This window comes from Campylobacter canadensis, from assembly GCF_013177655.1.
Lineage (GTDB): Bacteria > Campylobacterota > Campylobacteria > Campylobacterales > Campylobacteraceae > Campylobacter_E > Campylobacter_E canadensis.
Window position 1 is genome coordinate 879510 of record NZ_CP035946.1, and the last position, 19644, is coordinate 899153.

Annotated in this window: 25 protein-coding genes; 22 read left to right on the forward strand and 3 right to left on the reverse strand. The window is 28.5% G+C overall.

Annotation, left to right across the window (positions count from 1 at the left end; all coding sequences use genetic code 11):
* Nucleotides 1-44: 44 nt before the first annotated feature.
* From CCANL266_RS04150 to CCANL266_RS04255, 22 genes are all read left to right on the forward strand, one after another.
* Entirely contained in the window at nucleotides 45-392 is a 348-nt protein-coding gene (locus CCANL266_RS04150; protein ID WP_172231785.1) for a hypothetical protein, read from the forward strand.
* Nucleotides 385-777, forward strand: coding sequence for a hypothetical protein (locus CCANL266_RS04155; protein ID WP_172231788.1), 393 nt, complete (start codon nucleotides 385-387; stop codon nucleotides 775-777). Before CCANL266_RS04150 ends, CCANL266_RS04155 begins: the two co-directional genes overlap by 8 nt.
* Nucleotides 774-1952 (forward strand): DnaB-like helicase C-terminal domain-containing protein, encoded by a 1179-nt coding sequence (locus CCANL266_RS04160; protein WP_172231791.1) that lies wholly within the window; start codon nucleotides 774-776, stop codon nucleotides 1950-1952. The genes CCANL266_RS04155 and CCANL266_RS04160 overlap by 4 nt, the downstream gene beginning before the upstream one ends.
* Nucleotides 1949-3484, forward strand: a complete 1536-nt coding sequence (locus CCANL266_RS04165) for a toprim domain-containing protein (RefSeq protein ID WP_172231794.1) — start codon at nucleotides 1949-1951, stop codon at nucleotides 3482-3484. The genes CCANL266_RS04160 and CCANL266_RS04165 overlap by 4 nt, the downstream gene beginning before the upstream one ends.
* Nucleotides 3474-5000 carry a hypothetical protein gene (locus CCANL266_RS04170; RefSeq protein ID WP_172231797.1) on the forward strand — a complete coding sequence of 509 codons (1527 nt, stop codon included), beginning with the start codon at nucleotides 3474-3476 and terminating at the stop codon, nucleotides 4998-5000. Before CCANL266_RS04165 ends, CCANL266_RS04170 begins: the two co-directional genes overlap by 11 nt.
* On the forward strand, nucleotides 4997-5602 hold the full coding sequence (locus tag CCANL266_RS04175) for a helix-turn-helix domain-containing protein (RefSeq protein WP_172231800.1): 606 nt from the start codon (nucleotides 4997-4999) through the stop codon (nucleotides 5600-5602). Before CCANL266_RS04170 ends, CCANL266_RS04175 begins: the two co-directional genes overlap by 4 nt.
* The gene (locus CCANL266_RS04180) at nucleotides 5583-5852 is read left to right on the forward strand and encodes a hypothetical protein (protein ID WP_172231803.1); all 270 of its coding nucleotides are present in this window, start codon (nucleotides 5583-5585) and stop codon (nucleotides 5850-5852) included. Before CCANL266_RS04175 ends, CCANL266_RS04180 begins: the two co-directional genes overlap by 20 nt.
* A gap of 108 nt (nucleotides 5853-5960) precedes the next feature.
* Nucleotides 5961-6536, forward strand: coding sequence for a hypothetical protein (locus tag CCANL266_RS04185; protein ID WP_172231806.1), 576 nt, complete (start codon nucleotides 5961-5963; stop codon nucleotides 6534-6536).
* Nucleotides 6537-6538: 2 nt separating this feature from the next.
* Nucleotides 6539-7720, forward strand: coding sequence for a phage capsid family protein (locus CCANL266_RS04190; RefSeq protein ID WP_172231809.1), 1182 nt, complete (start codon nucleotides 6539-6541; stop codon nucleotides 7718-7720).
* Nucleotides 7721-7724: 4 nt separating this feature from the next.
* The gene (locus CCANL266_RS04195; protein WP_172231812.1) at nucleotides 7725-8090 is read left to right on the forward strand and encodes a hypothetical protein; all 366 of its coding nucleotides are present in this window, start codon (nucleotides 7725-7727) and stop codon (nucleotides 8088-8090) included.
* Between the two features lies 1 nt (nucleotide 8091).
* On the forward strand, nucleotides 8092-8673 hold the full coding sequence (locus CCANL266_RS04200; RefSeq protein WP_172231815.1) for a hypothetical protein: 582 nt from the start codon (nucleotides 8092-8094) through the stop codon (nucleotides 8671-8673).
* Nucleotides 8666-9622: a hypothetical protein gene (locus CCANL266_RS04205; protein ID WP_172231818.1), complete on the forward strand. Its 957-nt coding sequence runs from the start codon at nucleotides 8666-8668 to the stop codon at nucleotides 9620-9622. Before CCANL266_RS04200 ends, CCANL266_RS04205 begins: the two co-directional genes overlap by 8 nt.
* A gap of 12 nt (nucleotides 9623-9634) precedes the next feature.
* Entirely contained in the window at nucleotides 9635-10864 is a 1230-nt protein-coding gene (locus tag CCANL266_RS04210; RefSeq protein WP_172231821.1) for a hypothetical protein, read from the forward strand.
* On the forward strand, nucleotides 10845-11285 hold the full coding sequence (locus tag CCANL266_RS04215; RefSeq protein ID WP_172231824.1) for a hypothetical protein: 441 nt from the start codon (nucleotides 10845-10847) through the stop codon (nucleotides 11283-11285). Before CCANL266_RS04210 ends, CCANL266_RS04215 begins: the two co-directional genes overlap by 20 nt.
* Nucleotides 11286-11340: 55 nt before the next feature.
* Nucleotides 11341-11691 (forward strand): hypothetical protein, encoded by a 351-nt coding sequence (locus tag CCANL266_RS04220; RefSeq protein ID WP_172231827.1) that lies wholly within the window; start codon nucleotides 11341-11343, stop codon nucleotides 11689-11691.
* Nucleotides 11681-14146, forward strand: a complete 2466-nt coding sequence (locus CCANL266_RS04225; RefSeq protein ID WP_172231830.1) for a coiled-coil domain-containing protein — start codon at nucleotides 11681-11683, stop codon at nucleotides 14144-14146. The genes CCANL266_RS04220 and CCANL266_RS04225 overlap by 11 nt, the downstream gene beginning before the upstream one ends.
* A 25-nt stretch (nucleotides 14147-14171) precedes the next feature.
* Complete coding sequence (locus CCANL266_RS04230; RefSeq protein WP_172231833.1) at nucleotides 14172-14744, forward strand: DUF4376 domain-containing protein; 573 nt, start codon at nucleotides 14172-14174, stop codon at nucleotides 14742-14744.
* Nucleotides 14741-15109: a DUF1353 domain-containing protein gene (locus tag CCANL266_RS04235; protein ID WP_172231836.1), complete on the forward strand. Its 369-nt coding sequence runs from the start codon at nucleotides 14741-14743 to the stop codon at nucleotides 15107-15109. Before CCANL266_RS04230 ends, CCANL266_RS04235 begins: the two co-directional genes overlap by 4 nt.
* Nucleotides 15088-15453 carry a hypothetical protein gene (locus CCANL266_RS04240; protein WP_172231839.1) on the forward strand — a complete coding sequence of 122 codons (366 nt, stop codon included), beginning with the start codon at nucleotides 15088-15090 and terminating at the stop codon, nucleotides 15451-15453. Before CCANL266_RS04235 ends, CCANL266_RS04240 begins: the two co-directional genes overlap by 22 nt.
* Nucleotides 15454-15578: 125 nt before the next feature.
* The gene (locus CCANL266_RS04245; RefSeq protein ID WP_172231842.1) at nucleotides 15579-15953 is read left to right on the forward strand and encodes a hypothetical protein; all 375 of its coding nucleotides are present in this window, start codon (nucleotides 15579-15581) and stop codon (nucleotides 15951-15953) included.
* Nucleotides 15954-15962: 9 nt separating this feature from the next.
* Nucleotides 15963-16460: a DUF5675 family protein gene (locus CCANL266_RS04250; RefSeq protein ID WP_172231845.1), complete on the forward strand. Its 498-nt coding sequence runs from the start codon at nucleotides 15963-15965 to the stop codon at nucleotides 16458-16460.
* Nucleotides 16461-16473: 13 nt separating this feature from the next.
* Complete coding sequence (locus tag CCANL266_RS04255; RefSeq protein ID WP_172231848.1) at nucleotides 16474-17952, forward strand: hypothetical protein; 1479 nt, start codon at nucleotides 16474-16476, stop codon at nucleotides 17950-17952.
* Nucleotides 17953-17961: 9 nt separating this feature from the next.
* Here CCANL266_RS04255 and CCANL266_RS04260 read toward each other — a convergent pair whose 3' ends face one another.
* From CCANL266_RS04260 to CCANL266_RS04270, 3 genes are all read right to left on the reverse strand, one after another.
* On the reverse strand, nucleotides 17962-18714 hold the full coding sequence (locus CCANL266_RS04260; protein ID WP_172231851.1) for a hypothetical protein: 753 nt from the start codon (nucleotides 18712-18714) through the stop codon (nucleotides 17962-17964).
* Between the two features lie 86 nt (nucleotides 18715-18800).
* Nucleotides 18801-19130 (reverse strand): hypothetical protein, encoded by a 330-nt coding sequence (locus CCANL266_RS04265; protein ID WP_172231854.1) that lies wholly within the window; start codon nucleotides 19128-19130, stop codon nucleotides 18801-18803.
* On the reverse strand, nucleotides 19123-19629 hold the full coding sequence (locus CCANL266_RS04270) for a hypothetical protein (RefSeq protein ID WP_172231857.1): 507 nt from the start codon (nucleotides 19627-19629) through the stop codon (nucleotides 19123-19125). Before CCANL266_RS04270 ends, CCANL266_RS04265 begins: the two co-directional genes overlap by 8 nt.
* Nucleotides 19630-19644: the final 15 nt, after the last annotated feature.

Here is a 19644-nt window from a genome sequence, read left to right on the forward strand (position 1 = left end):
TTTTTTGTATTTTTTTACAAAAAATTTTTATAAAAGGAGAGAAAGTGAAAAAAGAAATTGGCGTTAAAGATATTGCCTTATATATTGAATTGTTGAATAACGCAAAAATAAAAATAAAAAATAAGGATTATGTAAATTTACACTGCTTAATTGTAAATTTATGGATAATCTACAATAAAAAAGAGTACTTAAAAAAATACTCTTTTTATTTTAAGTTTGAAGCTGCTCTAAAAATAATAGCAAAAACAAATTCTAAGCTATTGCAAGTACCAGCAGGAAAAGAAAAAACAATTTTAACAAAAAAAATCATTGCAACCATTAAAATTGCAATAGAGCTATTAGAGTTTGAGAGAAAATGCTTAACTGATTTTAAGGACACAAAATATGAGTAGTAGTGAAAAAGAAAAATTGTTTGCGATACTCATTTGTGAAATGAAAATGCAAAAAAAAGCAATTTTGCATAGCGAGTTTTATACAGTTATGCAAAATAAAATTTTTAATAAAAAAAAGTGCCAATTTATTAATGAAAATGAAATTAGCTTTTTAGAACTAGCAAGATTATTTTTAGCATTAAATTCTCGTGCTAGTTACACTCAAGCTTTAAATATAGCAATTCAAACTATAAGCTATGAATACAAAGAGCAAAGATTGCTAATTCATAAAATAATTAAACTAGCACAAGAAAGCAATTATTTTAATGAAGAAGAAATTATAAAACTAACTTTAAGAGCTAAGCCAAAATGTGACTTGCTATTAAGAAAGGAAAATAAAAAATGAATAATGAAGAAGTTGTTTTAAATGCGTGCATACAAATACAGCACGCTTTCATTCAAGTTAGACAAATGATAAATGAAAAAGCTTTTTCAAACACCAATAATAAAGAGATTTTTACCCTACTTGGTAAAATCATAGATGATGGCAAAAGCATAGATTTAGCTACGCTAATTTTATATGCTGAAAATGAAAAAAAAGACTTTGTGATAAACCATATCTTAAACATTGTAAGTAAGGAGCCAAGTTTTAACTATTTAGATTTTGCTAAGAGGATTAATATTGATGAATGCTTAAAAGCTCAACAGGCTTTAGCATTGAAGTTATTAGATGCTAGTAAAAATGGAAATTTAATAAATTATGATGATATTATAAATAGCATTAAAGTGCCGCGCAAACAAATATACAAAAGCGCTTCACAGTTATACAAAGAAATGAAAGAGGAAATCATAAATATTAAACATTACAAAAGCGGTATATCCGTAGTAGATAATGCTTTAAAGGGTGGTTTTCAAACAGGTTCCTTTGTTTTAGTGAGCGGTGAGCCTGAAGCAGGCAAGTCTATGTTTGCTTTACAAGTGATTGAAAACATCGCTAATCAAAAAATTAAAGCGGCATATTTTTGCTTTGAATTTTTAGCAAGAGACTATATAAAACTAAAAATGAATATTGATGATAATATGAGATATCTAACACCATTTTATGAAAAGGAAAATTTCCAAAATCTTACTGTAATAAGTGATGATTATGGATTGAATGAAGTAGCGAATAAAATTAGAGACTTATCAAGTCTTGGGACTAAATTCTTCTTGATTGATAGTCAAATGAGAATAGAGAACAAAGAAGGCAGAAGCCTAGAAGAAGAAGAAAGCAGAAAATTTAGCACCTTAGCTAAACTAGCACACTCGCTAGATATTTGTATAATTTTAATAGTACAGACTAATAAAACAGACACGCAAACTCCATCAGGGACAAAAAAAGGGGCTCACGAAGCTAATGTAATAATTCGCATAGAAACAGAAAAAACAAATGGGATAATAAAGCCAACAGAACGCTATATTATCATTCAAAAGAATAAGCAAAGTGGTACTCACGATAAGTACCACGTGGAGTTTAATCCCATATCTTGTCAATTTGGCAACAGGATAATAAATAATAAAATTACTCAGGAGATTTTATGAAATTAAATGAGCTAAAGGATATTGTTAATTTAACAGATATTGCAGATGCTTTAGGCTGCAAGATTGAAAAAATTGGAGCAAGGCTTTGGATACCTTGCCCCTTTCATAGTGATAAAAATCCAAGCTTTTTATTAAATGAAAAGTTTGGCTATTGTTTTACCTGCAAAGAAAGTGCAGACGCTTTTAAACTAACAATGAAGGTTAGACAATGTGAATTTATTGAAGCAGCTACTTTTATAGCTGATTATTACAATGTAACATTAGATAAAAAAGATGAACACTCAAGTGAGCGTAGAGTTAGCTTACAAGAGCGTTTAGATGAAGCGTTAATCAGTTATCAAAACGCACTTAATGATGAGTGTAAAGAGTATTTAGCAAAACGGGGCATAAATGAAGAGTCTATAAGAAATTTTAGGCTAGGTTATGGAATAAGTTACGTAAAAAAAGAAGACGAATTAAAATTACATTTATTTAATGAGCGTCTTACCATTCCAATTTTTAATAATAAAAAATTAGTTGGCTTTGGTGGTAGAAGCCTTGAAAAAAATCCAAAAATAAAATATATCAATTCGCCCGAGAGTGAAATTTTTCATAAGTCTAATTTACTTTTTGGCTTTGATAATTATCATATCAAAAAGCAAAATTGCGTAATAATCGTAGAGGGCTATTTTGATGTAATACTAGCTCATCAATATGGATATAAAAATGTAGTTGCGACCTTAGGCACTGCATTAAATGATTTTCATATAAAAAAATTAAGCAAAATAACAAATAACATTTATTTTTTATTTGATAATGATAATGCTGGATTACAAACTAGCTTAAAAGCCGCAAGAACTTATATAAATAATGAGTTTTGCAAAATTGGAGTAATTGATTTTAAAGGCTATAAAGATTTAGGAGAATTGCTCTTAAAAGATAGCGAAAGCTTAAAACGCATAAAAACAAAAGAATTAGCATTGTTTTTATGCGAAAACGAAATGCTAAATTATAAAGAAGGAAATAATAATATACAAGTTATTAATAATATTGTAAGTATTTTAAACTTACTAAATTCTAATTACCTAAAAAGCTATTTTAGGACTAAAATATGCGAAATTTATAATTTAGATATAAGTTATTTTAGTCTTAGTGTAAAAAACGAGCAACCTATAATCGCTCCTAATATGGAGCAAAAAAGCCAGATAGAGGCAAGTATTTTAATTAAATGCCTAGAGAGTAAAAAAAATTTACAATATGTAAAAACTTATTTGGAAGAAAAAAATTTTATAGATTTTTATGATATTGCAAAAAAAATATTTGAAAATATTGCCTTAGATGAAAATGAAATTAATCTCATTAAAATCTATGCAAATGATAATATCAACTTAATGCATTGTGTTGCTTACAAAATAAGACACTATGCTTTATATATGATAAGCCAAGTATCAAAAGATGATAAAATAAATAATCTTGCAAAAGCTCAAAAAATAAAGGAGTTACAAGAAAATTTATCAAAAATAAACCAAAAGGCGGGGCTAAATGCTAGATAATAATTATAATATCATAAATGCAGAACTCATTAAAAGAGAACTTGCAAAAAAAAATCTAGTGGATTTTATGCGATATAAGTTTGAAAAATACTACAACGCTACTTTTAATGATAATTGGCATTATGACTATATCGCAGAGCATTTGGAAAGTTGTTTAAAAGGAGATATTACAAGATTAATTATCAATGAACCGCCTAGCTATGGAAAAACAGAACAAATCGTAAAGTGTTTTATGCCTTATGCGTGGATTAATCATCCACACCTAAAGTTTATATATACAACCTATGGTGGAGATTTAACGAAGGAGAACGCGCAAACCACAAGAGATTTTATAAAAAGTAAGGCTTATATTAATTTGGGAATTAATTTTAAGCTAATAAATGATGAAATTTATAATTTTTCAAACGACAAAGGCGGTAGGGTGTTTAGCACTACGGTTGGAAGTGCTGTAACAGGCATACATTGCAATGGGCTAATAATTGATGACCCGTTAAAAGCCATTGAAAGCTTTAGCAAAGCTGCTAAGGATAAAGTAGAAGATTATTACAAAGGCTCACTACTTTCAAGATTACTTGATAGCAAAAGCTTTGTAATAATTATTATGCAAAGACTTGCGACCGATGATTTGGTCGGACGCCTTGAAGACACTGGCTTTACTAAAATATGTTTAAAAGCTATAAATGAGAAAAAAGAATATTATTATTTTAACAATGAGCTTTATTATGAAAGAGAGGCTAACGAGCCTTTATTTGCTACAAAGCACGATTTAGCCACACTTGAGCGAATTAAGACAGAAATGGGAGAGCTAGAATTTTCTACCCAAATGCTTCAAGAACCCTATGTAAGCGAAGTAGGGTTTTTTGAAAAAGAAAAGCTCTCTTTTATAAATGATTATGAGATACCTAGCCAAAATGATTATATTATAATAGATAGTGCAGAAAGCACAAGTAAAACGGCTGATGATAGAGCGATAGTGGCAAGTGGCATAAGCATAAATGAAGATAATCAAACGCTTTTAATAGTTAAAGATATTCTTCACGGCAAGTGGGAGCTAGAAGACTTTTGCGAAAACGCAATTACTATGATGTTACGCTATCCAAATGCACCTGTTTTTATAGAACTTGCAGGCGGTGGAATAACCTTTCACAGAGAATTATTAAAATACATTAACAAAAAAAACACCGAGTTTAGAAGAGATGGTAAAGCTATTTTAACAAATATCGTGCAAGGCTTTAAACCGATTATAAAAGAAAGTAAAAATCATCAAATTCAAGCTTTAGCACCATTATACAACACAGGCTTTTTAAAGTTTAAACACACTTGTTTAAACAAAGAACAAGCTATAAAAGAATTACTAGCATTTGACCCAGCTAAGAAAAATAATACAGATAATGTAATTGACTGTATTGCAAAAATGCTAATTTTAGATGGAGTTTATCCACTAGACAACAATAATTCAAAAAATACCTTGAGCAATATAAGCTTTAGGTTTAAAAAAGGAGGATGGAGAATATGAGTAAAAAAGAGTTAAAAATACAAGCAAGGACATATTATGAAACGCATTTATGCAGCGTAAAAGATGTAGCAAAAGAGTTTAATATAAATGAAAAAACTCTTTATCATTGGATAAAGAGTGAAAATTGGCAACAAGGTAGCATAAGTGTAAATTTAGATAAAAATGAATTGGTTCAAGGTGCAATAATGAGCCAAATAGACGCAGCAAAAGAAAATGTAAAGAATGAATTAAAAGCACAATTTAATAACAAAAAATGTTTATTTGATGAAAGTATTATTGATACTACAAGCGATGAGATATTATTAACTGCTATGAGTTCAAAGATGATAGATAAAACATTAGTTGAATATATGTATATGAGTAAAGCAAGTGCAGTGAAGTTATATAAACACGCAACTAGCCCAAAGGAACAAAAAGAAGTAATAAATGCACTCTCAGCTGCTGCGAGTATAGCTGAGAGTGTTAAAAAGAGCATTCACGGAAAAGATGTTCCAAGTATTGCGTTGCAAATAAATAATAACAATGTTTTAAGTTCTGAAAACTTAGCTGAGCTTAGTAGCGATGAGCTTAGAAGGATGCTAAATGAAATTAAGAAGCCCTAGATTTTATTTAGATACAAAACTTTTAAATGAATTAAAAATTGCAGCTAATTATTACAAAGTTAGCCCGTCTTTTTTATGCGAATTAGCAATTGAATTTTACAAAGGAAAAAGATATGAAAAAAAACTGCAAGCAAGGATATGTCTTTTATCTACAAAAAAACACAATAAGAAAAATAAAAAATATTGCAAAAAACAAAAAAACTTCACAAAGCAAAGCCTTAGAGGAGTTATTAAAGAGTTATTTAGATGAATTAGCTAAGAATGATATTTATTTAGCTAATTCATTAAAAAAATTATGGCACTAAAATAAAATTCATCTTTTGCTACTCTTTTTTAAAAATTTTAAAAAGGAGAGCAAATGCAAGGACAAATACAAAACGCCGAAGCAACTCAAGAAAAGGCTACAGGCGAAAATAATACACCTAGCACTAAAGAGCAGATTATGGCTTTAGAGCAAGAAATTGCAGAAAGTAGAACCGCAATTGATAAAGATTTTGCGAAAAAATTTGCTTCAAGCATTAGTGAAGAACAACAACAGCTAATGTTTAATGATTTAGCTGCTTTTTTAGAAAGCTACGAACAAGCAAAGCTAGAAAATTTAAAAACACAACTAGAGCCTAAAATCACAAAACACAATGAACTTAAAGCAAAACTAGAAAATGAAGGAATAGAAAGCAAGGTAAAAGAAGCAAAAGAAAAGCTTTTGGCAAAATATCCAAAGGCAAATCCTGATGAAGTAATAAATTATCTACAAGAAGATTTAAGCCCAAAACAACTAAGAGAGATAGACAAATTAGACCCAAGTGATGTGCTGATAAGGGTCTATGAATTAATGCCACAAAGTAAGGGTAAAGAATTACCTCAAGAGCTAAACGACCTACACGATGATGGTCGTCTAGACAACGAAGAAAACGAATTTATGAATAGGAGATAAAAATGAATATAGATAGAATTAAAAATTGGGCAGCCGAGCCATTAGTTGCAGTTGAAATTGCAAAAGAAATAGAGCGTGAATATGTAAAACAAAATCGTTTCCTAGCCTTAGCTGGAACAGGAAACGATAGGGCTATTAGATTAAAAACTATTAAAGACCTATCACCTTTTAGGGCTAGAATGAGAGCTGCTTTGCGTGGCAAGGGTGTGCTTGGAAACACTAACATTGATACAAACTTGGATAAAAGAAATTATTTTACAACAGAGATTAGACCATTTGAGATAGGTAACGGACTTGTATCAAATAACCTAACCTATGAAAAGACACAAGATATTGATTTTATCAAAGAATGCACGGAAGAATTACCTGAATGGTTAGGGCGTGAAACTTATAAATATATAATTACTTCATTGACCCACGATTTAACGAATGTTTGCGTTGCAGACGCTACAAATGGTTTTAAAAAGCATAATAAAGGTACAAGTGTAGAAAAAGCTTGTAAAGAATGCACTAAAGGCGATGTATTAAAAGTATCTACAATTAGACACGCTATTAAAATGGCGAAAAACGGAGATAGATTTAATGGAGAGCCAACATTTGCTATCCCACCACTGGCAATTAGAAGCACTACTAAGCAAGGTATAGAAATAACGCAAGAACAATACGCATTATTTATATCAAGCACACAAGCAGAACAATTAAAAGCCGACTCTGAATGGAAGGAGTTGCAAAAGAAAAATATAGATGGAGAATTAAATCCATTATTTACAGGACTCATAGGCGTAATTGATAATTGCGTGGTGGTTGAACTTCCTGAGTGGAACTTAAGTGTTGATGGTGGAATAATTACAAGTGATTTTAGCGAAAGCGAGTTTAAGCATTATGTAACTAGAACTTTAGGTGGTGTAAAAGAGTTTAAATCAAATGCTATGTATAAAGGCAAAGATACTGAAACTTGCATAGGTTTTTTAATTGGTGCAGGTGCATTGCAATACGCTGCAAGTAATGATACAAAAATCGTAATTGAAAGAAAGGATTACGACAGAAAAGTCGGCGTTGCTATTACAAAGCTACTCGGAGTTGCAAAATCAAGATTTGAAAATACTAATTACGAAGATGATTTAATGAATGCTTATAATGATTTAGATTATGGCGTTATTGGAATAATTTCAAGTAAGGAGTAAGAATATGAGAGTTTATAGCAAAATACAAGCAGTAATTAAAAAGATTGAAACAAAAGAATTAGTAAATGACAAAATATATTTAGGATGTTTTCCAAAAGACTATTTTATAAAATCAATAAAAGCGATTACAACACAAGCAAGTGAAGCTACAACATCGGCTAAAATAGTTGATGGTGATAATAAGGATGTGTTATGTGATATTGATTTAGCAACAAAAGACACTATTAAAGAAATAGGTCTTTATCAGTATCAAACAAATAATATAAAAGACCTTTATTTAGAGCTTAGCAAAGGCAAACCTACTAAAGGCGAAGTTATTATTTATTATGAAATGATAGCACCAAGCACACAGATGGTAGAGTTTTCATAAAATGATAAAAGCAAAACATTTTATAGGCCTGATTTTGAATCAATTAGTTGCTAAAGATGAGAGCAATTATGATGAAGATAAAATATTGTTTTATTTAAATATGTCTTTGAAAGTTCTTGTTAGCGAACTTGATTTAAATATAAAAACTATTGAATGTGAGCTAATTAAAGGGGTTCAATACCCCTTTCCTTCAGATTTAGTAAAATTATTAGCAGTTAAAAATGATAATGAAAACATAAATATATATTCGTATGAATATTATGCGAATAAAAAAATAAATGAAAAAGCAGTTATTTTAAGTGCTAATGAGTTTTTTTCAACATTTAATTTCAAAGCTAAGATAAGCTATTCTTATTTTAAAGAAGTATTATTAAGTGATACTTTTATAAATGTGCCTATAGTATGCGAAAAGGCACTTTACTATCATACGCTTATGTTAGCTAAAGAAATGCTACTAAGCACAGGCAAAAGCTTAGAACAAGCTGAACTTTTTAAGCAAAAGTACGAGTACGAATTAATTAAATGTAAAAACTTATTAAACAATAAACATAGATTATTAAAAACGAGGTACAAGAATGTATGAAACTGATATTTTTATAAAACGCTTTAAGGCTATAGAAAAAGCTATTAGCGAAAGTAAGCTCATAGAATTGGGCAAGAAAGCATTCTTAGAAGAAATTGCAGCTGATGAGTTAGGCGAAGCAGAAAAAGCACAAGCTGCTGCGAACTTCTTAAGTCAAATGATGTCTAATGCCTTAAGTATCACTGCAGAAAGTGCTTTAAGAGTGGGTATATCTTATGAAGAAGAAAAGGCAAAAAAAGAGGCTACATTTCATCAAAATGAATTAATGAAAGAGCAAATTTCTAAGTTGTCCTTAGAAAAACAACTCACAAAAGCGCAGGTTGATTTAACCAACCTACAAGAAGATATAGAAAAAAATAAATTAAAAATAACGCTTTTGGATGTTGAGAGCAAACTTAAACAGGTTGAACTGTTAAAAGTTCAAATATTTAGTGAAATAGAAAAGATAAAAACACTAAATAAAACTGCTGATGATAATTTAAAAATCAAAGTAGGAGAATTATTAATTCAATTTATGCAAATTGCCTTAAGCAAAGATTGGGTAAAATTAGAAGGTAAAAACGGTGCAAGTTTATACACTTATATCTTAAACAGTATTCAAGACATTTTAAATAAAAGCAAAAATATAGCTCTTGATACGAATAAATTCAATAGTATAATTGAGCAAACTTTAAAAGCAAATGTTAATATTAATAATTCTTCAAAAACTAATAAAAGTGATAGCTACAATGTATTAATAAGCAATTACAACCCTAGCTTGAATGAACAAGTAAACATAATAGCATTCAGTTCTGATAGTGATTTAACCCCAAAAATATTTATTGATAATAAATTAATCTTTATTGGTTTTGCAACTAGCTTTATTGCTAGTGAAAAAAAAGAATATGTTGTAAAAGTAGAATTTACAACAAATATCGTAAAAGAATATAAGTTAAATGTTATATCGTAAAAGGTTTTTACAGTGGGTTTTGGTTCTGTTTTTAGGTCAATAAAAAAAGCAGTTAAAGAAGTTACCCATGCTGTTACAAAAACTTTTACTGCACCACTTAAGTGGGCGGGTAAAGCTTTTAGATGGGTAGGTAAAAAAATAGGCGGCGATGTCGGTAAAATTATTAGCGGAATTGGAGATGTTGGTGTAGGTTTAAGTAATTACATAAATTTCTATGCCGAAAAAGTCGTCTCAGACGTCTTAGATGGAAATTTAAAAGGATTGGGTAGAGATATTTTAGAAGTAGGCTCTACCGCAGTTATTTTTATTGCTGCTGCTTATACAGGGCAATGGTGGATGATTGCCTCTGCTATTACTTATGCTGATATGAAATTTGGCTCTGGGAATATAATAGCAAAACCCGCAGTAAATATAGTTACTGGGTTTTTAGCTGATTCTGGCATTGTAAAAAATGCAAGAGAATACAGAGATGAAGCTTATATTGCTCTTGGCATTGTCGCAGGAATGGTTGCAGGTTTTGGTGCAGGTGCTTACATAGGCGCGTTAGGTTTTTCTTCTAATATTGTAAGTGCATACAACGCATTAAATGCTTTATATTCAGGTTATCTTGGATATAAATCTTATAGAGATTATAAAGAATTAAAAGAGAATTTAAATAATAGTTTAAGAGAGTTAGAAAACTATTATTTGCAATTAGAACAAGAAAAAAAAGCGGCAAATGATTTATTTTTAAATCAAGCACTTAATTTTTCTTTGTACGAATGGTTTGCCGGCGGCGAGAATTATAATATGTATAGCATCGGTAATAGTGGGTATGATTACTTAAACACTAAAAATCCGTGGTTTGTAATATTAAATGAAAGTGAAGAAAAAGCTAAGAATTATGAAGATTTAAAGCCTTATCTATCTTATAAGTCTTTAAATGTTTATGATGATTTTTTTGAAAAAACCTTAAAAATTGACAATGTTTTTGGAGTTGCTAGTGTAAAAAAAATTTCCAATCAAGATATGTATTTAAATATAGCAAATGAGTACAATCTTTTAGTGGATAAATTTCATAGAATAGAAGACAATAAAGACCAATTCATAAAAAGCAGAATAAACGAACATAGAAAAAACAAAAAAATGTTATCTGCATTTATGGAAGCTATAAAAGACTATGGCGAATTAACAGTGCCTATAGAAAAATCACTTACATTAAAAGAAAAGGAGTTAAAATATTATGAACGATACCTACACTGATTTTACAAAAAAATTTTTTGGCTCAAAAATGCCAAAAACAACTAATAATTATCAATTTGATAATTTTTATGATAGTCTTGGATATTCTCCAATCGGGGATAATAATAATTCTTTATTTGGTATAAATAATTTAAGCAATCAAGCTAATCTTAAGAATAACAATTTAAGCAATCAAGCTAATGCTAACAGTGGTTTTTTTGGCTCAAAAGCATTTTCTAATGCTATTGGTGCAGTTGGTGCAGTTGGTGGGCTAATTGGAGGTGTTGGCACCTTCCTAGCAGCAAGAGAGCAAAAAAAATATAATAAAAAAATTTTAGCTTTAGAAGAACAACAAAGAAATAGAATAATGGCAAGAGAAGATAGCAACAATAAAGCATTAAATGATGGATTAAATGATTTTTTTAACAAACAAAAAAAATAATTTATAGCACTAAATAAAATTTGCATTTTTGCTACATTTTAGCTAAGGAGCAAAAATGCAAAGAGAAGTAGTAACTAAAGCCAAAAAATTAAAACTAAAAAATCCTTTTTTTAAAGAAACTATCAATGTAGAAAATAACCTTGTTAAGTTAAGGGTTGATGAGTTTTACACTGATGAGTTTAACAATGTATATTATTGCTACGACGGTAATGGTACATTTACAACTTTTGATAATTACATAAATATTCCTTTATTTAATATAAATTCTTTAGATTTTTTCTTAGTAGATAAAGAACTACTAAAAGAGAACTCTTCTTACTTGCTCCTTTTTAACGATGAAATAGATGATAAATACAAAAAAGACTTGGAAGAATTTTTGCTAGAAAGGATAAATAATGACAAATAATCCAACAAGTTTAAGCGAAATGTTAAAAAGTATTGTTATAGGATATGATGAGATTAAAAACATACATAATCAAAGTATGTTGATAGAAAAAAATATATTATCAGTGCAAATTACACTAGAAAACGAGCTAAAAACAAGTGCAAGTTACAATGAAAGAACTAAGCTTAATTTAGATGATATAAACGAAAAATTAGCTAACGCAAGAGTGTTTTTTGATGAGATAGAACAAAATCAAGCCGAAGTAAAAGCACTATTTAAAAGCATTAATAATATAGCAGCAAAAGAAGCAGCACTTATAAAAAATGTAGATAGTAAAATCTCAAATTATACTGAGCTAAATACTAAAAATACCGAATTATTAGCCGAGATTAACGCTATTAAAGAAGCTGTAATTTTAGCTACTAAAGCATATAAAAATGATTGCGATTTAGCTCTAAAAGGGCTTACGCAAAGCTTAGCAAGAGCAAATACACTAAATGAGAGCTTAGCAAGTAAGCAAATAGAACTAAACAATACTTTAGAAAGTATTGAAGCTGCTAAAACAAGATGTTTGCAGATAGCAAACGAAATTAAAGAAATGAGAAAAAGAAGCCAGTGTTTAATGTCTAAGGCTGAAGAGATTTTCAATAAAGCTACTTGGTTTGAAAATACACTTAATGAATACATTGCTAAGATGCAAACACTAGAAAATAATTATAATCTAGCATTTACTAAAAACGAAGAACTAGAACTAAAGATAAGAAACAACATTGCTACACTTGATAAGATGCTAATCGCTCTCAATGGCAGAAGTATTGAAGAAGTACTAGCAGCATTAAAAACAACTAATAACACCTTAAAAATTGCAATCAATACAAAAGCCGAAATTGATACAATCAAGGCTAATTTAGAAGCTCTCTTAACAGAGCAAAACGCAAAGCTTGATAATTATTATACAAAGCTTGAAAGCGATGAATTACTAAGCTTAGCAAATAATGAGATTGAAAAGCTACAAACAAACAAGGCTAATAAGTTAGAGCTTGAGCCACTAAAAACAGATATTTTAAATCTAGCTAATACTAAAGCAAATAATTTAGATTTAGAGCCACTAAAAACAGATATTTTAAATCTAGCTAATACTAAAGCAAATAATTTAGATTTAGAGCCACTAAAAACAGATATTTTAAATCTAGCTAATACTAAAGCAAATAATACGGATTTAGAGCAATACTATCTAAATTCTAAAGGCGAAGAATTGAACGATAGACTTATAAAAACCGAAGCATATTGCAATGATTTAAATGATAAGAAAGCTAGTAAAGATGATTTAAGTGCTTATTACACAAAAAAAGAAAATAATAATTTATTAAATACAAAGGCAGAAATTAGCCAAACACCAATTCTAGCTAATGCTAGAATTGTAAAAACTGTTGGTGTTAATGGAGACTTTACTGATTTAAATTCGGCATTCAAATACGCAGCTAAATTAAGCGCTACTTGTGCTGGTGATTGGCAAGATTATTACTTACAATTAAATTTAGTAAGTGATATAACTATTGTAAGACAAACAAACTATTGCAATCCAAATTGTACCATTATTATAAATGGAAAAAAAGCCAATGGAAAACATACTATAAATTATGACTGTAAGGCTTGGGGAAATGGAACTGAAGAGATAATACCTATAAATATTATAAAATCAAATGTAATTATAAGAGATGTAATTTTTAAATCACACCTTGCAACAACAAAAAAAATAAATTTATTGCATAGTTGTCAAAATTCATATATAGAAATAACAAATTGTGATTTTTTAGGTAATCAAATTGCCTATCGCGCCCTTAAAACTTATCATTCTCATATAAGAATACTTAGTTCAAGTTTTGATGGTTTTTTATGGGAAGCTATCTTATTTAATGGAGTAAGCTCAGCAATGTGTTGGAATACTAGTTATAGTAATTGTACTAACAATTGCATATACCTTCAAGAAGGTTCAAATTGTGAAATAAGCAATATCAGCTTGAGTAAAAATAATCCTGCTCGTTTTATCTATCTTAATAGAGGCTCTTATGCTAGTCTTAATGGAACTATAAATCTTAATCAGTGTGCTGTTTCAAATGTTATAGCAAATAAACCCAGCTCGAAAGGGCTTTTGTTATATGGAGCAAGTACGACTACTCCATATAAAAAGATAGGTAGTAAAGGAGGTCTTGGTGATTGGACACTTGCACCTGTAGAGATTAACAAGCCTATTTTCCTAACTCATCAAATGGCAGGTGAGCGGAATACTTATATTAACTTTTATGTCAAATCAGGCTCTGATGATTATAGAATTAATTTATCAAGACAAAGACCTGATAGATACTGTTTAGGTGCTACAGCTGATGCTGGTCCTTGTGCCGTAATAATACCGACCGCAACAAGTGTAATTATAAACATCTCAAGAAATGATGATATGGTTTTTGCGTACCAATAATAAAAAAAATAAAGAAAGGATAAAAATGAAAATTTTTGTTTTAGAGCTTGATGGCGAATATGTAATTTTAAACACTACTTGTGAAGAAGAAATTAAAAGAATGCAAGAATTAAACGCTTATGAATTAAACAAAAACGAAATGCTGCAATTTAGCGGAGTAGAGCATTTAGTTAGCAATGCAAGTTGCAAGGTAAGTAAAATAGATGGTAAATTTTCTTTTGATTTTCATATTGATAAAAATGAAATATTAAATGAAAAGAAACAAACGCTCTTAATACTTTTAGAGCGTAAAAAACAAGAGATTGAAAACGCTGATATTTTGTATAAAGATAAATATTATCAAGCGGATAATAAAGCAAAAGAATTACTTACTCAAAGCTTGGTTATTTTTTCTAGCGTTGGTACAGTGCCTGAAAACTTTGTTTGGAAAAGCAGTGATAATTCACTTAATGCTTTTAGTCTAGATGATTTAAAAGCATTATCGTTACTAATCGCACAAAGAACGCAAGAATTTACATCTAAATATTGGGCTTACAAAGAACAAATTAAAAACGCTAACACTGTTGATGAGCTTCAAGAAATGGAGTTTATCTTATGAAAAGGGTGATAATAAAACCTATATGCAAAGACAAGTTTGAATTAGTACAAGAATACATTTACCAAAGCAAAAAAGGGAGTATTTGTGTGCCGAGTGGTTATAAAACAAATGGTGCAAATATTCCACGTTTTTTATGGAGTTTTTATCCGCCTAACTCACCAGAGTATTTAAGTGCAGTAATCATCCACGATTATTTGTGCGATATTGCAAGAAAGAAAAAAAGCTATGTATTTTATAAAGAAGCCGATAAGGTCTTTTATGAAGCTCTTTTAGAGCTTGAGGTAAGTAAAAGCAAAGCAAAGATTTTTTATTTTGCTTGCAGTTTTTTTCATTGGATAAAAAAATGTTTAAAAATTATCCAATAAGTTATTACCTTATAGCAATTTTACTTGTGTTGTTGCTTTATAGTAACAATGAAATAAAGCTATTAAAAAACGAAAATAAAAATCTTGCATTAATTAATGAAAATAATGCAATAACAATAAAAAAGCTTGAAGATGAAATTAAAAAACAAGAAAAAATCAATAATGATTTAAATGTTTTTAAGCAAAAGCAAAGCGAACAAAAAAATATAAATGTAAAAAGGATTACAAATGATAAAAATGCGAAAAATACTCTTGATACCTATTTTATTGATGTTTTTTGCGGGTTGCAGTCCGCAAAAAAAAATAATATATGTAAAGCAGTTAATTCCAAAGCAACTAACTGATGTAAAAAGCGTTGAATACGCAAAATACAGTATGCAAACTAATGCTGATTTTGCACTTTTTATTTTAGATTTAAACGAAGCTTATACAGAGTGCGTGTATAAAATAAATTTAATTAGGAATGAGTATGGAAAGTGATATATTACATTTAGTATCAATAGTGCAAAGCTTTGAAAAATTTGGCATTGTTGGTATTTTAGGCTTTTTACTTTTAATTAGGGAATATCAATTCTTTAAAACCAATAAATCGCAAATTGTCAATAATGAAAGACAAATTGCATTGATTGATAAACTCAAAGAAGAAATACAAGTTAATAATGATACGGATAAAGATATCGTTTTAATTTTACAAGAAATTAAAATAAATTTGGAAAAAAACAACGAGGTAAATTCGCAAAGTCTTTCTTTTGTCAAAGACACTTGCGTAGGCGTAAAGGTACGCATTGATAAGATAGATGATAAATTAAATAATTTAGAAAAAATTATTATTTCAAATAAATAAGGATAAAAAATGATAAAAATTAAATTAAATAGATATAAGCTCAACTCACACGGAAGATTTGGTGCGTTTAGCTTGTATGATGATGATAAATTAATATATAAATGCAATTCACTTGAAAAATTGATTGTAGGAACTAAAGCAGGTTGTGATATGGCAATTCCTGTTGGTGTGTATGAATGCGATTTACATTATAGCCCAAGTAAAAAAAACGGCTCAAAAAAATATCCAAATAATTTATTAATTAGAGTAAGCAATATAAATGTAGGCAAAGAACGCTACATTTTAATACATATCGGAAATACTTTAGGTGATACGTCTGGTTGTATTCTGCTTGGCGTAGTAGATAAAGACTATACAGGAGTATATAACTCCACAAAAACTACTCAAGAGTTTTACGATAATCTTTATGATTTATGCAAAAAGTATGATTATGAGCTAAAACAAGGGCAAGTGGTGGCAACGCTAGAAATTACTAGCGAACTTGAAGATGAATTAGTATGTATTTAAAAAGGAGAATATTATGGGACAATATGTAGATAGCTCTTTATTACAATTAGCTAACCCTGCTAATTATAAAAACGAATGGCAGGCAATCGGAGATAGCTTTCAAAAAATGTATAGCGATTATGTAAGAAATCGCTTAAGTCAAAATGAAATAGATTTAAGTGATTTGAGACTAGGGTACGAAAGAGCTACCCAAGATGATAAAATAAGAGCTTTTAAGCTTGGCACGGAGAACCTAGCAAATCAAGTAGAAAAAGGTGCGATTGATTTAGATATAGCTAAACAAACAAAAGATGATAAAATCGCACAAGAGCAAATAAAAACTGCAAACAACAAAGAAGCTCTAAAACAAAATCAAACTACATCTTATTTTATGCCTAAAAAGTATCAAGCAGATATTAATCAAACAAATGCAGGTGCTAGTAATTTATGGGCGAATGCAAGACACACTAATCAAACAGCTATGATGGAATATGATAATTATATAATGGATAAAGCTTTTAAAGGCGTTAGAGGTGATTTAAATGAGTTAAATATAATGAGAAGCGATTTTTCTAGTATGAATACATTAGAAAGAAATAATGTTTATTTAAAAATGTTAGATGATGAAATTAACAATTCAACCGATAAAAAAACTAAAAACGAATTATTATTTAAAAAAAGAATAGCTAATCAATATTTTAGTAAATCAGCTAAATTAGATACACAAAATTTACAACACATTAATTTGCAAGGACAATTACTTGGAGATAAATCTTATTCCAATCAAAAACAACTAAAAGAAGCAGAGATTTATGATACACAAAATCAAATAAGTAAAATTACAAATTTAATAAGTCAAAAAAAACAAGAATTAGAAAAAACAAATCTAACACCTAACCAAGTCAAAACAATACACAATCATATTAAAGCACTTGAATATAACTTACAAAAACAACAAGAAAAACTGCTAATGTTAGAGAATACCCCTATTGGTAATTTTAATGTAAAAAATATAAAATCTAATATAGGTTTTGATACTTCAAAATTAAGTGCTGTAGAAAAAAATCTTTTTCAAGATGTAGAAGAAAATTTATCTAATGCAGCAGGATTAATAAAAGATATTGAAGAGTTACAGCAATGGATAAAAAAAACAAATGTAAATGGAGGTAAGGTTTCTTATTATGGTAGTTATATATTTGGTAAAGGTAATGCTTATGAATTTAGAAAAAAGATGGATTTATTAAAATCAAATCTTTTTAGTGATAGAGGAAAAAAACTTAGATTGCCTGTTGATTATTTAAATAAAGCACTTGATGACACTAGCGAATTTTGGCTAAGTATAGAAAATGTAAATAATCAATTAAACAATATCAAAACTATGCTTATTAATTCACAAACAAATGAATTAAATAGAGCTAAAGAGTTAAACTTTAATATGTATGATTATTTAAGTAATGCTTATAAAGTTTCAAATAAACAAGAAAATAAAATTATCAAAGATTATAAAAAATAGACTTTATAGTTAATCTATAAAGTCTTTTGTTAGAAAAAATATTATAGCCATAAATACAAGTGTAATAGCAAAAGCTTTTGCTATTTTATACAATTCTTTATTACTTTCCTTATTTTTTATTAAAATATCAGTACTTATCTTTGTATAAAGGTATTTATTTTTATTAAACATAGGAACTAATTTTTCATAAGTTCCTATGTTTTGATGTAAAAAATGTTTATACTCTTCATCATATTTCGCTCTACTTGTTTCATCGCTAAGAGTAGCATAAGCTTTAAAAAATAATTCGCCTTTTTCGTTAAGAACTGTACCATATTTATTAATCAACATTTCCTTTTTATTCTCATAAGCATTTATAATTTCATCTAAATTAGCTGTCTTACTAACAGCTAACAGTTCGTAATAATTAGGCATTATTGTATTAGTATCTTCTTCTTTTATTGTTTTTTTACATTCTTCTTGTTTTTTTTCTTTATGTGTAAAACTTTTTATAATTGGAATAAAGAACAAAGCACAACCTAAACCTATAAGATAGTGCATTTTAACACCAGAGTTATAAAAAAAAGCGTACATAGCAAAACAAAGAGAAGCATTAATAAAACCTACAAATATACTAGGAAATAATTTATAACTAGGATTTGTTAGTTCATTAAAATAAAAAACAGGAACACCTATAATAAAGATAAATAAATAAAAAAAAGCTCCGATTATAATTTCAAAAAAACCTGGTATAAAAAGAATTAACAAAAGTAAAATCCACATACAAATTCCTTTTTAATAACATTATAAATTAATTTTTATTAAAAAGATTTTAAGTAAAAATATTTTTATTTTGGAAATTATAATAATTAAAAATAATCAATTCCCTTCACTCTACAAGTTACACAACCATTAATGTCTTTAAAACTTTTATTGTGATAATCACTCATAGCTATTAAAATATTATCCATAGTTTTTACATCAATAGCAAAAATAGCAGCTAATAGTCCTGATATACCTGTGTTTTTAAATTTGATATATTTTTTAGCAAGTTCATCAATTTCACTATATCGTGAGATTAACTCTCTACATATTTTTTCTTTAATGAAAGTGATTTCTTGTCTTTTATCTGAGCTTGTTATTTCCTTAGATTTTTCTTGCATAAAATCCTTAATAATCTTAAATTGAGTGCTATTCATTATTAGCCTTTAAACAAGCTTTTGCATATTCAACAATATCAAATTCATCAGACAATATATATTCTTCATCAATAGCTCCAAAAATATTGAATGATGGGTCCAATCTATCTAATATGGCTTGTCTTACTGCTATTGTTATATAATAAATATCTTCTAGCTTTTTGTATAATTCTTTATCATCTTTTAGTATTTCTAAATTGTTTTTCATATTATATATATTTGCATTCAATAAATTAATAAATTGGTTAGCTCTTATTTTTTCTTTTTCATTAGGAGCAATATCATTTGTAGAAACTACATAAAAAGTTAGTTTTCCTGATTCAATAGCAATATCAGAAAGTTTATATAATTCTTCTAGCTCTTTTACATATGAGCTATCTTTTTCTATATAAAAAATTGTACTTATTTTTTCCAATATCATTTCTTTTAAATCACTAAATATATTAAAATTTGGATTTAGTGCATAAGTAGGTGCATAGCCCATAATAACTCCTTTCATAAAATTAAAATTGAT

What these genes read in the sequence shown, in the direction of transcription:
- CCANL266_RS04155 (WP_172231788.1), top strand. Translation starts at nt 385, where the DNA reads ATGAGTAGTAGTGAAAAAGAAAAATTGTTTGCGATACTCATTTGTGAA.
- CCANL266_RS04160 (WP_172231791.1), top strand. Translation starts at nt 774, where the DNA reads ATGAATAATGAAGAAGTTGTTTTAAATGCGTGCATACAAATACAGCAC.
- CCANL266_RS04165 (WP_172231794.1), top strand. Translation starts at nt 1,949, where the DNA reads ATGAAATTAAATGAGCTAAAGGATATTGTTAATTTAACAGATATTGCA.
- CCANL266_RS04170 (WP_172231797.1), top strand. Translation starts at nt 3,474, where the DNA reads ATGCTAGATAATAATTATAATATCATAAATGCAGAACTCATTAAAAGA.
- CCANL266_RS04175 (WP_172231800.1), top strand. Translation starts at nt 4,997, where the DNA reads ATGAGTAAAAAAGAGTTAAAAATACAAGCAAGGACATATTATGAAACG.
- CCANL266_RS04180 (WP_172231803.1), top strand. Translation starts at nt 5,583, where the DNA reads ATGAAATTAAGAAGCCCTAGATTTTATTTAGATACAAAACTTTTAAAT.
- CCANL266_RS04185 (WP_172231806.1), top strand. Translation starts at nt 5,961, where the DNA reads ATGCAAGGACAAATACAAAACGCCGAAGCAACTCAAGAAAAGGCTACA.
- CCANL266_RS04190 (WP_172231809.1), top strand. Translation starts at nt 6,539, where the DNA reads ATGAATATAGATAGAATTAAAAATTGGGCAGCCGAGCCATTAGTTGCA.
- CCANL266_RS04195 (WP_172231812.1), top strand. Translation starts at nt 7,725, where the DNA reads ATGAGAGTTTATAGCAAAATACAAGCAGTAATTAAAAAGATTGAAACA.
- CCANL266_RS04200 (WP_172231815.1), top strand. Translation starts at nt 8,092, where the DNA reads ATGATAAAAGCAAAACATTTTATAGGCCTGATTTTGAATCAATTAGTT.
- CCANL266_RS04205 (WP_172231818.1), top strand. Translation starts at nt 8,666, where the DNA reads ATGTATGAAACTGATATTTTTATAAAACGCTTTAAGGCTATAGAAAAA.
- CCANL266_RS04215 (WP_172231824.1), top strand. Translation starts at nt 10,845, where the DNA reads ATGAACGATACCTACACTGATTTTACAAAAAAATTTTTTGGCTCAAAA.
- CCANL266_RS04220 (WP_172231827.1), top strand. Translation starts at nt 11,341, where the DNA reads ATGCAAAGAGAAGTAGTAACTAAAGCCAAAAAATTAAAACTAAAAAAT.
- CCANL266_RS04225 (WP_172231830.1), top strand. Translation starts at nt 11,681, where the DNA reads ATGACAAATAATCCAACAAGTTTAAGCGAAATGTTAAAAAGTATTGTT.
- CCANL266_RS04230 (WP_172231833.1), top strand. Translation starts at nt 14,172, where the DNA reads ATGAAAATTTTTGTTTTAGAGCTTGATGGCGAATATGTAATTTTAAAC.
- CCANL266_RS04235 (WP_172231836.1), top strand. Translation starts at nt 14,741, where the DNA reads ATGAAAAGGGTGATAATAAAACCTATATGCAAAGACAAGTTTGAATTA.
- CCANL266_RS04240 (WP_172231839.1), top strand. Translation starts at nt 15,088, where the DNA reads ATGTTTAAAAATTATCCAATAAGTTATTACCTTATAGCAATTTTACTT.
- CCANL266_RS04245 (WP_172231842.1), top strand. Translation starts at nt 15,579, where the DNA reads ATGGAAAGTGATATATTACATTTAGTATCAATAGTGCAAAGCTTTGAA.
- CCANL266_RS04250 (WP_172231845.1), top strand. Translation starts at nt 15,963, where the DNA reads ATGATAAAAATTAAATTAAATAGATATAAGCTCAACTCACACGGAAGA.
- CCANL266_RS04255 (WP_172231848.1), top strand. Translation starts at nt 16,474, where the DNA reads ATGGGACAATATGTAGATAGCTCTTTATTACAATTAGCTAACCCTGCT.
- CCANL266_RS04260 (WP_172231851.1), bottom strand. Translation starts at nt 18,714, where the DNA reads ATGTGGATTTTACTTTTGTTAATTCTTTTTATACCAGGTTTTTTTGAA.
- CCANL266_RS04265 (WP_172231854.1), bottom strand. Translation starts at nt 19,130, where the DNA reads ATGAATAGCACTCAATTTAAGATTATTAAGGATTTTATGCAAGAAAAA.
- CCANL266_RS04270 (WP_172231857.1), bottom strand. Translation starts at nt 19,629, where the DNA reads ATGAAAGGAGTTATTATGGGCTATGCACCTACTTATGCACTAAATCCA.